Annotated in this window: 11 protein-coding genes and 1 tRNA gene; 4 read left to right on the top strand and 8 right to left on the bottom strand. The window is 67.3% G+C overall.

Going from position 1 to position 12,193, the window contains the following annotated elements:
* Positions 1-51 precede the first annotated feature (51 nt).
* Positions 52-513, bottom strand: a complete 462-nt coding sequence (locus MYSTI_RS28300; RefSeq protein WP_015351235.1) for a hypothetical protein — start codon at positions 511-513, stop codon at positions 52-54.
* Positions 514-1,043: 530 nt separating this feature from the next.
* On the opposite strand from MYSTI_RS28300, the gene MYSTI_RS28295 reads away from it, so the two are divergent.
* The 3 genes from MYSTI_RS28295 (at position 1,044) to MYSTI_RS28285 (ending at position 3,669) form a co-directional block, all read left to right on the top strand.
* On the top strand, positions 1,044-2,120 hold the full coding sequence (locus tag MYSTI_RS28295) for an alpha/beta fold hydrolase (protein ID WP_233277983.1): 1,077 nt from the start codon (positions 1,044-1,046) through the stop codon (positions 2,118-2,120).
* A gap of 130 nt (positions 2,121-2,250) precedes the next feature.
* Positions 2,251-3,117 (top strand): DUF2785 domain-containing protein, encoded by an 867-nt coding sequence (locus MYSTI_RS28290; RefSeq protein ID WP_169558669.1) that lies wholly within the window; start codon positions 2,251-2,253, stop codon positions 3,115-3,117.
* A 246-nt stretch (positions 3,118-3,363) separates the two neighbouring features.
* Positions 3,364-3,669 (top strand): hypothetical protein, encoded by a 306-nt coding sequence (locus MYSTI_RS28285; RefSeq protein WP_144370167.1) that lies wholly within the window; start codon positions 3,364-3,366, stop codon positions 3,667-3,669.
* Positions 3,670-3,697: 28 nt separating this feature from the next.
* On the opposite strand, the gene MYSTI_RS28280 is transcribed toward MYSTI_RS28285, so the two are convergent.
* The 6 genes from MYSTI_RS28280 to rpsU form a co-directional block, all read right to left on the bottom strand.
* Positions 3,698-3,770: transfer RNA gene (locus MYSTI_RS28280), tRNA-Ile, on the bottom strand.
* Between the two features lie 69 nt (positions 3,771-3,839).
* Positions 3,840-4,274: an MGMT family protein gene (locus tag MYSTI_RS28275; RefSeq protein ID WP_015351232.1), complete on the bottom strand. Its 435-nt coding sequence runs from the start codon at positions 4,272-4,274 to the stop codon at positions 3,840-3,842.
* Between the two features lie 96 nt (positions 4,275-4,370).
* Positions 4,371-6,500, bottom strand: a complete 2,130-nt coding sequence (rpoD, locus tag MYSTI_RS28270) for an RNA polymerase sigma factor RpoD (protein WP_015351231.1) — start codon at positions 6,498-6,500, stop codon at positions 4,371-4,373.
* A gap of 92 nt (positions 6,501-6,592) precedes the next feature.
* Entirely contained in the window at positions 6,593-8,395 is a 1,803-nt protein-coding gene (dnaG, locus tag MYSTI_RS28265; RefSeq protein WP_015351230.1) for a DNA primase, read from the bottom strand.
* 325 nt (positions 8,396-8,720) lie between these two features.
* A complete protein-coding gene (locus MYSTI_RS28260; protein ID WP_015351228.1) occupies positions 8,721-9,179 on the bottom strand; it encodes a GatB/YqeY domain-containing protein in 459 nt (152 codons plus the stop codon).
* 102 nt (positions 9,180-9,281) lie between these two features.
* Entirely contained in the window at positions 9,282-9,476 is a 195-nt protein-coding gene (gene rpsU, locus MYSTI_RS28255) for a 30S ribosomal protein S21 (RefSeq protein WP_002614080.1), read from the bottom strand.
* A 133-nt stretch (positions 9,477-9,609) separates the two neighbouring features.
* Between rpsU and MYSTI_RS28250 the strand changes: the two genes are divergently transcribed.
* Positions 9,610-11,199 (top strand): HEAT repeat domain-containing protein, encoded by a 1,590-nt coding sequence (locus MYSTI_RS28250; RefSeq protein WP_015351227.1) that lies wholly within the window; start codon positions 9,610-9,612, stop codon positions 11,197-11,199.
* Positions 11,200-11,250: 51 nt separating this feature from the next.
* Here the strand turns inward: MYSTI_RS28250 and MYSTI_RS28245 are convergent, their stop codons facing one another.
* On the bottom strand, positions 11,251-12,162 hold the full coding sequence (locus MYSTI_RS28245) for a GGDEF domain-containing protein (RefSeq protein ID WP_015351226.1): 912 nt from the start codon (positions 12,160-12,162) through the stop codon (positions 11,251-11,253).
* Positions 12,163-12,193 lie beyond the last annotated feature (31 nt).

The raw sequence follows: 12,193 nt of genomic DNA, 5'->3' as shown, positions 1-12,193 counted from the left end.
GGGGGCTGCGCAGCTCGGGCAGCCTCTCTCCGGAAAAGAGCAGCTCCCGCCTCAGGCGGAGGTGCGGAGCTGCTCGACAAAGGCCTGGGCGGCGGAGGACTCCACGCCATGGAGTCGCGCCATGTCGCGAGCGATATCGGAGGGGTCGTCTCCCATGCGCAGCTGCATGCGGATGTTGTGCTCGAAGGGCTGGAGGATGCGCAGTGCGTCCGCGCCTCGGGCTTCTTTGACGGCGGGGGCCGCACGCTGGCGCGAGCGTCCCATCTCCGCGCGTGCCTGCACGTAGGTCACGATGTTGGACAGCAGGTAGTACCAGGTCACGAAGAAGGAGATCGTTCCCCACCAGCCGAGGGTGAGGTTGCGCAGGGTGTGGTGCCAGAACGACTTGCCCAGACATTTCCGGCACAGCTCCGCGGCCGTTGTGTAGGAGCGACGCGCGAACAACATGCCGATGTTGTGGTGAAGCTCGACGAAGACGGTCGCCTCGGACCGGGAGCAGTGGTCGCATCGCATGGCGCCGCACCCTAATGGGTTCCACGACTGGGTTCGAGCATGCGGGTGCAAGCGCAGGAAACCCTAGCGACCCGCGCGACTCCAATGGTTCGTGATGAGGCGAGGGCCGATATCTCGGCGGCGACTGGTCCACTGAAACACCCGGGTGTCAGGACGCACAGCGGTGGCGTGTGTCCATGCCTGGCGGCTGTTGCCGGAGTCCACTTGCTCTCGCCCTGTGCTGTGTGGGTCGCCCACGAGGAATCGGCCCGTGCAGAGGACGTGTCCGTTGTTCTTCCCCTGCAGGAGCTTCCTGTCCGAGTCCAGCGCGGGTTGTAGAAGTGCTGGCCTTCGAGTGAGGCCTGGGAGCGTGTGGCCGTCAGACGTGCAGGCCGGCCAGCAGGTGTGGTGTGCCGTTCACGGGGAGTTTGAGACCGTTCAGGTTCATGGGGCCGATGTGCCTGGACGTTGATTCCATATTGGTGAGCATGCCTCTGCCCTCCGCGGAAAGTGCGCGACCTTTCTTTCATTCCCATCGGATGGGAAGGGGCGTGCGACGCTGGCTGCCTCTTGGGGTGGGGTTGTGGCTCCTCCCGGTCGCGCTGCTGCTGGGTATCGCCGCGCTGCGCATCCACGCGTCCCTGTCGGGATGGGGGTATGTCGTCGGCCTCGGGTTGGTCACCGTGGGGCTGCTCACCTTGCCCTGGCGTCGCCGACGAGGGCTGACCCGTGTGGGCCTGGGGCTGTTGTTGCTGGTGGCCGGGACGCGGCTCGCCGCCTCGGATTCAGAGCACCTGCGACTCGTGAGGATTCCCGAGGGGCGCTCTCACTGGGTGAACCGTCTGGTGGCGGAGAGGGATGGGACCTTGTTCGCGGCCCATGTGTTGGTCCTCACCCGGTTCCTTCCGCGCTCCGATTCGAAGGAGTTCCTCGCGGCCTTGGAGACCGCCTTCGAGCGGCTGGAGGTCTCGAATGGGGTGAGCACTCCCGCGGTCTCCACCTATCTGGGGATGCAGTCTCCGGCGGGCTTCGATGCCGTGGTCATTCCCGCCCGGGGAAAGGCTGCTCCCGAGGTCGCGGTCGTCTTCCTTCATGGCTATGCGGGCAACTTCGCCGTGTATTGCTGGCAGATGGCTCAGGCGGCGTGGGCCATCGACGCGCTGACGGTCTGTCCCTCGGTGGGGCCTTCGGGGGCGTGGTGGGGAAGAGACGGCGCACGAACGTTGGATGCGACACTTGATTGGGTCGCGAGCCAGGGCATCCGCCGTATCTATCTGGCGGGGCTCTCGAATGGGGGAGTGGGCGCGAGCCTTCTCGTGAGCGACGTTGCTCATCCACGTGTCACGCTGAGCGGGTTGGTGCTCATCTCGGGCGCGAGCTCCAAGGCGCCCATCCCTCGCGTCCCGACGCTGGTGGTACAGGGCCGATACGACACCATGATGCCCACGCACGACATGCGCGCCTATGCCGCGAGCGTGGGACACGCCGCCTCCTACGTCGAGGTGGACAGTGGGCACTTCGCGTTCCTCGACCGGAGGGACGCGTGTGAGCGCGCCATCTCCGCCTGGCTGGTCCGGCAGGAGAAGGTGGCGAGGCGCTCAGGAGACTCGGATGTGCCAGTGAGGTGAGGGGCTCCGACACGTGGGACGCGGTTGCGCTTACAGTGGGCGGGCAACTGTGCCGGAGACGAAAGGGAAGGGACGCATGCTGCGTGGAGGGAGATCCTGGGTCCGTTGCACCGAGCGGTGTGCACTGCTCGTGGTCTTGTTGTTCGGTGTGTCGGGTGTGGCAGAGGCTGCGTGCACGCCAGGAGGCGGGGAGCGTGCCGCCCTGTTGGACTGGAAGCGCACGGGATTCGCCGTGCCCGAGGAGGCACGTCGTGAGTCGTTGATTTCGACGCTCGTCGACTGTCTGGCATCTCCTGACCCCGCGCTGCGTGACGGACTTGGGTATGAGGGACTCCAGGCCCTGCTGCGCGCGAAGGCGCTCGCACCGGAGCCACTGCGTTCATTGCGCGACCGCCTGGTGGCGATGCTCGCCGCGCCGGATCGACAGGGCGTGACGCGCCCGTTCGCGGTGCTGGTGCTGGCGGAAGTCGCTCGTACCGACCGCGTCGAGCCGTGGATGCGTGCGGACGAACGCGCGGCGATGGTCGAGCGCGCGGCGGCGTACCTGGTGACGGTCAACGACTATCGCGGGTTCGACAAGAAGGTCGGCTGGCGCCACGGTGTCGCGCACGGTGCGGATTGGGTGATGCAGTTGGCGATGAATCCCGCCCTGGAGCGGAGCCAATTGGATCGACTTCGTGACGCTGTCGCCGCGCAGGCTGTTCCCACTTCTGGCCATGCCTATGTCTTCGGAGAACCTGAACGACTGGCCCGTCCGCTCCTGTTCATCGCGAAGAGGAATCTGCACGACGAGGAGACGTGGACGAGATGGTTCACCGCGCTGACTTCGGCACTGGGGGACCCTTCGCTCGCGTGGAAGGACGAAGCCTGGCTGGCGCGTCGCCACGATCTGGGCGCGCTCCTGCGAGTGCTGTATCTCGAGGTCGACCGGAGTGAAGATGCGGGCGTCGCGAAACTGCGACCGGGTATTCTCGCGGCGTTGAAGGCGCTCCCCTGAGGCGAGGGGGATGTTTGTCTGTGTTAGATTTCCCACCTTGCACTGGAAGGTCCCTTTCAGAGTCTCGATTGTTCTTGTGCTGGGCCTCTATGGAGTCTGCGATTTCGCCTTCGCGATCTCAATGGACAGGCCGGTCGCGTGGGCGTTCACCCTGTTGTTGGGGGGCTTGAGCCTCGAGAGTGCACTGTCGGCCCCTGCATGGATGCGAGCGGGCTTGGGGGCCTCCTGGTCCTTCTGTGTCTCGGGATGCGCTGGGTTGACTGGGATTCACGCAAGCCTTTCCTGCGCGACCGCTACTCAGTGCAGCGAGGAATGCCGCTGGAGCAGGTGGACGCCATCATGGGCCACGCGATTGCTGGGACGGGATGGCCCGAGAATCCCCTCACCAAAGCCGGCACACCCATCGGCGCGCTCGCAGCTGAACCTCGAGAGCTCCAGCTCGGGGACAGCCGTGTCTATCGGCATACCCATGAGGGCTGGGGCAACTCGGATTGGGGCGTCGTCCGCTTCCGGGAAGGCCGCGTCGTCGAGGTCGCTTTCCTACCAGACTGAGGGCACACGGAGCGGCGGGGTAGGGGAGTGGGCCCTCCTGGATTCGAACCAGGGACCAATCGGTTATGAGCCGACAGCTCTAACCGCTGAGCTAAGGGCCCCCATGCGTGAACAACCCGCGCGTGCGGCCAATGGCATAACTCCGCCCCCGCGCCGCTGGCAAGGGCCACTCAGCCGCCTCGTGAGCGCTTGCCCTTCGCCGCCGCTGTCTTCCTGGCCGGTACCGCCGCCTGCCCCCGCTCCGAGGGCTCCGGGGCCCGCTTGACGCGGAAGACCTGTCCTCGCTGCTCCACCTCCACGCCCTCGGCACGCAGCCGCTTCGCCTGCTCATGCGCCACCGTGGACGCCAGCACCCCTCCCGCCTTCGTCACCCGCCACCAGGGGACTTCCTGCCCCGAGGGCAGCGTCGTCATCTCCCGCCCCACCCCCCGCGCCGCGCCGGGCCTCCCCGCGTACAGGGCCACCTGCGAGTAGGAACGCACCTGCCCTCGGGGAATCGCCCGCACCGCTCGCCACACCGCCTCCGAGAAGGGCGGACGCTTCGCGGGGGCCGACTCCACCTGCTTCACCCGAGGCTTCGTCTTCGGTCGTCTCAAGAGCGCCACGCGCCGGACTCTAGAAACACGAAGGCCCCCGGTCCACGAATGGGAACGGGGGCCTGGTGACTCCAGGGGGCCCTCCACGGGCCACCTGAAGCGTCGTCAGCTCTCCACGAAGGAGCGCAGCCGCTTGGAGCGGCTCGGGTGGCGCAGCTTGCGCAGCGCCTTGGCCTCGATCTGACGGATGCGCTCGCGCGTCACCTCGAAGTCCTGGCCGACCTCTTCCAGCGTGTGGTCGCTCTTCTCGCCAATGCCAAAGCGCATCCGGAGCACCTTCTCCTCGCGCGGCGTCAGCGTGGCGAGCACCTTCCGGGTCTGCTCCGCCAGGTTCATGTTGATGACCGCGTCCGCCGGCGACACCAGGCTCTTGTCCTCGATGAAGTCGCCCAGGTGGCTGTCCTCCTCCTCGCCAATGGGCGTCTCCAGGGAGATGGGCTCCTTGGCGATCTTCAGGACCTTGCGCACCTTGTCGAGCGGCAGCTCCATCTTCTCCGCGATCTCTTCCGGCGTCGGCTCGCGGCCAATCTCCTGCACCAGGTAGCGGCTGGTGCGGATGAGCTTGTTGATGGTCTCGATCATGTGCACCGGGATGCGGATGGTGCGGGCCTGGTCCGCGATGGCGCGGGTGATGGCCTGACGAATCCACCAGGTGGCGTAGGTCGAGAACTTGTAGCCGCGCTTGTACTCGAACTTGTCCACGGCCTTCATCAGGCCGATGTTGCCCTCCTGGATGAGGTCCAGGAACTGGAGGCCGCGGTTCGTGTACTTCTTCGCGATGGAGACCACGAGGCGCAGGTTGGCCTCCACGAGCTCGCTCTTGGCGCGCTCGGCCCGCTTCTCACCCAGGCGGATGGCGTCGTAGTTGCGGCGCAGCGCATCCACGGGGAGGTTGGCCTCCTCCTCCACCTTCTTGATCTTCCGCACCGCCGTGCGCACGTCGCGGTCCAGGACCTCGAGCTGCTCGGGCGTGAGGTTGAGCTGCTTCTGCAGCTTCTTGCCGATGTTGGGGTTCTCCCGCGACTCCTTCAGCTGCGGGCGAAGCTCCTTCATGGAGATGCCGTAGCGACGCTCCAAGTCACGGAGCTCGTCCTCGGCCTTCTCGACGCGCTCGATGAGCGACTTCAGGTTCAGGACGATGCGGTCCACCTGCTTCTTGTTCAGCCGCATCTCCTCCAGGACCTCCATCATCTTGGTCCGGAGGTCCTTCATCTCCTGCTTGAGCTCCTTCTTGCGCACCTCGGTCAGCTTCTTCTTGCCCGAGAGCTCTTCTTCCAGGACGTCACAGTCCTTGGCGAACTTGCGGAAGCGCTCGATCTGCTTGCAGATCTGCTCGATCTTGTTGAGCTCGCTCTGCGCCAGCTGCGCCGGGGCCTCACCCTCGCCGACTTCCTCGGGAGCCTCTTCGGCGCCCTCCGCCTGGGCCTCCTCGGGCGCGTCCTTGATGACGTCGCGCACGCGCAGCTTGGCCGTCTTCAGCTTGTTGCCGATGTCGAGGATCTCCTCGACGGCGACCTTGCACGCGAGCAGCGCACGCAGGACTTCCTTCTCGCCCTCCTCGATGCGCTTGGCGATCTCGACTTCGCCCTCGCGCGTCAGCAGGCTGACGCTGCCCATCTTGCGCAGGTACAGACGCACCGGGTCATTGGACTTGCCGCCCGGCTCGTCGTCCTCGTCCTTCTCGTCCTCGTCGACGTCTTCCTTCTCCTCCTCGACGGTGACGGTGGGCTTGATTTCGTTGTTCTGAGCGGCCTTCTGCGCGTCGACAATCTCGATGTCGTTGTCGCCGAACATGCTCATCACGTCGTCGATTTGATCCGACGACACGATGTCCGCGGGCAGCGCGTCATTCACCTCGTCATAGGTGAGGAAGCCCTTCTCACGGCCCGCGGCGAGCAGGTCCTTGACCTCCTTGCGCTCGGCGACCGGGTCCTCCTCGACGTCGTCCTCGACGGCATCGGGGTCCACCTCGACGGCGGCGGCGGCCTCTTCCGCGGCCTCCTCCGGGTCCACGTCCTCCGACACCGCGGCGACGCCCTTCTTCTTCTTGGTCGTCTTCTCGACGGCCTCCTCCGTGGCCTCCTTCGCCAGGACGGACTCCGTCTCCTCCGCGCCCGCCTTCACCCCAGCGCCCTTCGCCGCGGGACTGTCCGGAGCCTTCTTCTTGCGGATCACCGGATCCACCTTCTTCTTGGTGGGCTTCACGGACGCCTTCGAGGGCTTCTGCGTCGGCATTCGGGTACTTCTCCTTAAGAAATTCAGGGGCTTGAGGCCTGGGGCGAGCCGGCCGATCTAGCGCAAAGTCAGGGTTTCTTACAAACGCGAACTCAAACCGGTTGCATGGGCGCCTTTGTTCCCGTGGGAGCGGGCCGCAGCTCCTCCAGGACACGCTTCTTGAGGGCCAGCAGTTCCACACGCTCCGCCTGGAGCTGACGAGTCTCTTCCGTCAGGTCGAACGCTCCCAACGTCTGCTCTGTCGCACGGGTTATATAAGCGAGCCGCTCGTTGATGCGCCGCACCATGATTTCCTGGCAGATGGTGGAGAACGCATGCTCAAGCTCCTGGCCTTCCGAGGGGAGCTGACGCCAGGAGGTTTCAATGGCTCGCTTCACCGCGTCGGAGGCCTCGTAGAGGGCATCCTGCGTGCCTTGTCCTGTCGTCGCGTGCATGAGCGCCATGCGCAATCCCATGTGGGACAGCTCGTCGCAGACGCGAAAGACATCCCTGCCAAGCAAGCGAGGCTCCCTCAGCACGGCGGCCACATAGAGCGCCTCCATGGGAGCGGGGGGCTTCTCGGCGGGCGGGCGGGCGGGCGTGGGAACGGCCTGGGAGGCGGCGGGCTTGGGGAGGGGGACCTTGCTGCGAAGCGCGGCCTCCACGTCGGCGGCGCGCCAGCCGAAGTGCTCCGCGAGCGCGGAGAACAGGGAGGAGCGCACCACGCCCACCGGCACCTGGGTCGCCACCGGCTTGAGTCGCTCGAGCGCCGCCATCTTCTCCTCGAAGGTAGCTCCCTTGCCCTGGGGCAGCAGGGAGGCGAACAGGTGGGTGGTGAGCGGCTGCGCGCTCTCGAGCAATTGCTCCACACCCTCCGCACCCTCTCGACGCGCGAACGTGTCTGGATCATCCCCCTGGGGAAGCAGCGCCACCCGGGCGGTTGCTCCAGCGGCGAGCAGGGGGCCGGCGAGCCGCTCCACGGCAGACAGTCCCGCCGAGTCTCCGTCGAGCAGCAACACCAGCTCCCGCGCCTCGCCTCGCTTGAGCACCTGGAGGTGTCCCGCGGTGAGGTTGGTGGAGCACAGCGCGACGGCGTGGCGCACCCCCACTTGATGCAAGCCAATGCAGTCGAAGTAGCCCTCCACGAGCACGGCGGCCTTGCGCTTGCGGACCTCGTCGCGCGCCTGGTCCATGCCGAACAGCGTCTCGCTCTTGTTGTAGAGCCGGGACTCGCGGGAGTTGAGGTACTTGGGGCCTTCCTCGGCGTTCACCAGTCGGCCGCCGAAGGCGATGGGCCGGCCCTCGGGCGCGCGGATGGGGACCATCAGCCGGCTGCGGAAGAAGTCGAAGCAGCCATCCCCCGTGTTGCGCTTGAGGACGAGCCCCGCCTTCATCCCCGCATCCAACATGCCTGTCTTCTGGAAGCGCTCGGCCAGGAGGCTCCAGGCGCTGGGCGCCCAGCCCAGCCCGAAGGACTGGGCGAGCTCGTCCGATACGCCTCGGCTGTTGATGTAGGCGCGGGCGGCGCGTCCTTCATCGTCGTGCCAGAGCAGGGCGCGGAAGTGCTCGGCGGCCTGGTCCGTGGCTTCCTTGATCTGCTGGCGCTCCCGCATGCCCGGGTCCTGCTGGGCCTCCAGGTCGATTCCCAGCTCCCGGGCCAAATCCCTCACCGCGTCGAGGAACGTCTTGCCCAGGTAGCGCTGGACGAAAGACACCGCGTCGCCGCTGGCCCGGCAGCCATGGCAGAAATAGAAGCGCTTCTCCGGCACGACGTAGAAGGAAGGCGTCTTCTCCTGGTGGAACGGGCAGCGGCCCTTCCACTCCCGGCCAGACTTCTTCAGCTCCACATGTCGGGAGACGAGCCCCACCAGGTCCACCCGGTCGAGGACTTCCTGGATCTTGTGCTCCGGGATCATGTCGGCCACCCCTCGTCCCGCACCTGGGCGGGCGCATTCCCGACATCCTGGCAGCCGTGCCTGACGCCGCCCGCCAGGTCGCCCACCCCAGCAGTCACCTTGCCCGTGAGGGCGGTGGACCGGGCGGAGACAACGGACAGGTGGGTAGGGGACACGATGGGGCTCCTGCGGCCCGGGGCGCCCTCCCCGTGGGGTGGTGGCGCGCGGCGGGCTGGCCCTGGCACTTAATGACGGGGAGCCGGAGGAGCAAGTTTCCGCTCACTCCAGGCCCTCCATCCAGGGACCGCCGGACAGATGCCAGCAGTCCCTGAAGGAGAAAAGGAGGTCAGCCGAGCTTCGCCAACTGGGCCTTGACGGCCTCGGAGATGGCGCGACCTTCGGCCTTGCCCTGGAGCTTGGGGGTGAGGTTCTTCATCACCGCGCCCATGTCCTTGGCGCTCTTGGCACCCACCTCGGTGATGGCGGCCTGGACGGCGGCGACCAGCTCGTCGGGGGTGAGCTGCTGGGGGAGGTAGCTCTGGAGGACGGCGATCTCCGCCTCCTCCTTCTCCGCCAGCTCCGGCCGGTTGGCGGCCTTGAACTGGTCAGCGGAGTCACGGCCCTTCTTGATGAGGCCGGTGATGACGCTCATCACGCCCGCGTCGTCGAGGACGGAGGCACCGGGCTCCACTTCCTTGTACTTCACCGCGCTCTTGATGGCGCGAATGACGGTGGTGCGCAGCTCGTTCTTGGACCGCATCGCGTCCTTCAGGTCCGCGTCGATCCGCTCCTTGAGGGTGGCCATATTGGAAACTCCGCTGGGGCTGTGATTCGGGGGACTTTGGACGACGGGAGCCAGGGCACCTGACTGCTCGAGGGCGCCCCGGCTCTCACGCCGGCCTCGCGACTAGAACGACTTGCGGGCCTTCTTCACCGCGCGCTTCTTGGCGGCGAGAGCCTTCTTCTTCCGCTTCACGGAAGGCTTCTCGTAGTGCTCGCGCTTGCGGATCTCGGAAAGGATTCCGGCCTTTTCAGTGGCCTTCTTGAAGCGCTTGAGGGCGCTCTCAATGGACTCTCCCTCCTTCACTCGGATACCGGGCATGCGATTCACCTCCTTCCGTCATGCGTCAATGTGTGTGTACTTCGAAAGGGGAGCGGGTATGTCCCAGCGGGAGGCAAAACGCAAGGACGCAAGACGGAAAAGCCGGGGGCGGATGCACTAGAGTGTCGGGTGCGTGAGCCCTGCCCTCATCCTGATGGTTCTGCTGGCGACCGGTCAGCGTGGTGGCACCGGGACCACCGACTGCTGGAACTCCTGCCAGCGCCATGTGGCGGACCGAGCCCTTCGCGCCCGGGTGTGCGGGTCGTGTCTGTCCGGGGGGAAGGTGGAGTCCTGGGTCACGGCGCTGGGGAGCGTCCGGCCGACTCCACGCGATGCCTTCGCCTCCTCTCGGAAGGATGAGGACTGGCGGGTGCGGTGGGCCTCCGTGCGCACCGAGGCCAAGGCGCGAGGCCTCACCGAGCGGCGCCTGTTGGCGGAGTGGGTGGTGAGTACTCCCACGTCATCGGACCTCCAGGCCTGTCTCACCGCCGCCCGCGCGGCCGCGGAGGCGCAGCAGTCCTCGGCCACGTTCCTCCGGGATGCGGGGGCGCGGGGCGCGGAGGCGGCGGCGCGGGTGTGGGCCCGCCGTGAGCCGATTCGCCAGGCGCTGGAGGTGGAGCTGTACGCGGAGGATGGGCGTGCCCGAGGTGTGGCGCTTGCTCACCTCGCCGCCTTCCAAGGGAAGAAGCCAGCCCGCGTGCTGCTGGAGGCCACGGCTTCCCGGCCGGAGTCCTCGGACGAGATTGCCGCCTCGGCGCTGAAGTCCGTGGCGGAGCAGCGGCGGACCTCGGTGGGGCGGCTGCTCCTGGACGAGGCCCGGCCCACGGATGAGGCCCTCATCAACCGGCTCTTCGCCGTGTACTCGCGAGAGCTGGAGGCGCTCCAGCCGGAGCTGACCGCGCCGGAGCCCCTGCGGCGGGACTCGGCGGTGCTGGCCCTGGGCACCTATGGCCCCCTGGCGCGCAAGGAGCTGGAGCGCGCGTTGGAGGACGTGGACCCCAAGGTGAGAGGCTCCGCGGCGCGCAGGCTGGCCGAGGCGGAAGGGGTCCCCGTGAGCGTGGCCGCCGAGCGGCGGCTGGCGACTCGGGAGCTCACCGCGAGCCGGCCGTGGCTGGAGGCCATGGTTCGCGAGAAGGGCTGCGCGAGCTTCTTCCTGGATGTGGCGGGCAACCCGAAGATGCCGGCGGAGATTCGCGGACAGGCCCTCGTCTCGCTGGCGGACTGCCGTGAGAGCGGGCAGTCGCGGATGGAGGCCCTGGCGCCCTACCTGCGTGACTCCCAGCCCGTGGTGCGCGCCGGTGCGGTGCGGGTGCTGGGCGCGATGTCCACCCGCAACCCCGAGGTGATGGAGGCCACCGAGCGCGCGCTGGACGACGGCGCTCCCGAGGTGGTGGCCGCCGCGCTCGCGGTGGTGGCCGCGCAGCGTCAGGCGACGCGAGGGGATGCGGTGGCGGAGTTGCTGGAAGCGGACCACCCGGTGGTGCGCGCCGCCGCGGCGCGGGCGCTGGAAGTCATCGGCCGCGCCTCGCATGCGAAGGTGCTGGCCACGCGGCTGCGCGAGGACTCCGTCGCGGATGTGCGTGTCGCGGCGGCGCTCGCGCTGGGACGGCTGGGCGGACCGCATGCCGCGGCGGCGCTGTCCGATGCGGCGGCCCGCGACGCGGACACCCACGTGCAGCACGTCTCGCGCGAGGGGCTGCGCCGACTGGGCTTCCGTCCCTGAGGTGAAGGCGCTCCGTGGAGTCCGCGCCGCTCCTCCCGAGGAGGGGAGGGGTCAGGGGCCGCTGATGGCCTTGGCGTCCGCGCGGTTCCGGCCCGCGCGCTTGGCCCGGTAGAGGTACTTGTCCGCCGCGGCGATGAGGTCCTCGGGCTGGGAGAAGTCCGAGTCCAGGAGCGTGGCCACGCCCAGGCTGATGGTCACCTTGATGGGCGTGCCCCCGAAGACGAAGTCGGCCTTGTCCACCGCGTGGCGGCAGCGCTCGGCACAGGCCAGGGCCTGGTCCTCGGCGGACTCGCGCAGCATCAGCGCGAACTCCTCACCTCCGTAGCGGGCGAGCAGGTCCTCGGTGCGCACCGTGTCGCTCACGCGCTGGGCAATGCGCGTCAGCACGTAGTCGCCCGCCGGGTGTCCATACGCGTCGTTGATCTTCTTGAAGTGGTCCACGTCGAACAGCACCAGCGACAGGGGCACCCGGTGGCGCAGGCAGTAGCTGAACTCCTTGCGCACCGTCTCCAGGAAGTACTTCTTGTTGTAGACGCGGGTGAGGCCGTCGCGGGTGGCGGACTCGTAGATGCTGCGCTGGTACTGCTCCTCCAGCTCGTCCTGGATGGAGAACTTGAGGACGGTGTTGGAGCCAATCTGAATCTTGTCGCCGTCGTACAGCGGCGCGGCGTTGACCTTCAGGCCGTTCAGGTAGGTTCCGTTGGTGCTGGCCAGGTCCACCAGCTGGAAACGACCATCCCCCAGCGCCACCACCTTGGCGTGCTTGCGGGAGATGCCGTCGTCCTCCACCTGGAACTGCGCTTCGGAGCTGCGGCCCAGCACGACCTCGGACCGGTCCAGCTTGAACATCCGTCCGATGCCCGCCGCGGACTTGGCGCTGATGACAATCAGATAAGCGCTCTGCCGCTGGGCGTTGCCCAGCAGGTCCGAAATGGAATGGACGGAAGTTTTCTCCTCGGACATCGCGCCACCCATCTTATGGGCCGTTTTTTCA

The sequence above is a fragment of the Myxococcus stipitatus DSM 14675 genome, assembly GCF_000331735.1.
GTDB lineage: Bacteria > Myxococcota > Myxococcia > Myxococcales > Myxococcaceae > Myxococcus > Myxococcus stipitatus.
The sequence above is the reverse complement of the archived record's forward strand: the minus strand, read 5'-3'. Positions and strand labels throughout refer to the sequence as shown.

Bases quoted from the DNA above. Each gene is read 5' to 3' on its own strand.
- MYSTI_RS28245 (WP_015351226.1), bottom strand. From the start codon at position 12,162: ATGTCCGAGGAGAAAACTTCCGTCCATTCCATTTCGGACCTGCTGGGC.
- rpsU (WP_002614080.1), bottom strand. From the start codon at position 9,476: ATGCCCGGTATCCGAGTGAAGGAGGGAGAGTCCATTGAGAGCGCCCTC.
- MYSTI_RS28260 (WP_015351228.1), bottom strand. From the start codon at position 9,179: ATGGCCACCCTCAAGGAGCGGATCGACGCGGACCTGAAGGACGCGATG.
- dnaG (WP_015351230.1), bottom strand. From the start codon at position 8,395: ATGATCCCGGAGCACAAGATCCAGGAAGTCCTCGACCGGGTGGACCTG.
- MYSTI_RS28285 (WP_144370167.1), top strand. From the start codon at position 3,364: ATGCGCTGGGTTGACTGGGATTCACGCAAGCCTTTCCTGCGCGACCGC.
- rpoD (WP_015351231.1), bottom strand. From the start codon at position 6,500: ATGCCGACGCAGAAGCCCTCGAAGGCGTCCGTGAAGCCCACCAAGAAG.
- MYSTI_RS28300 (WP_015351235.1), bottom strand. From the start codon at position 513: ATGCGATGCGACCACTGCTCCCGGTCCGAGGCGACCGTCTTCGTCGAG.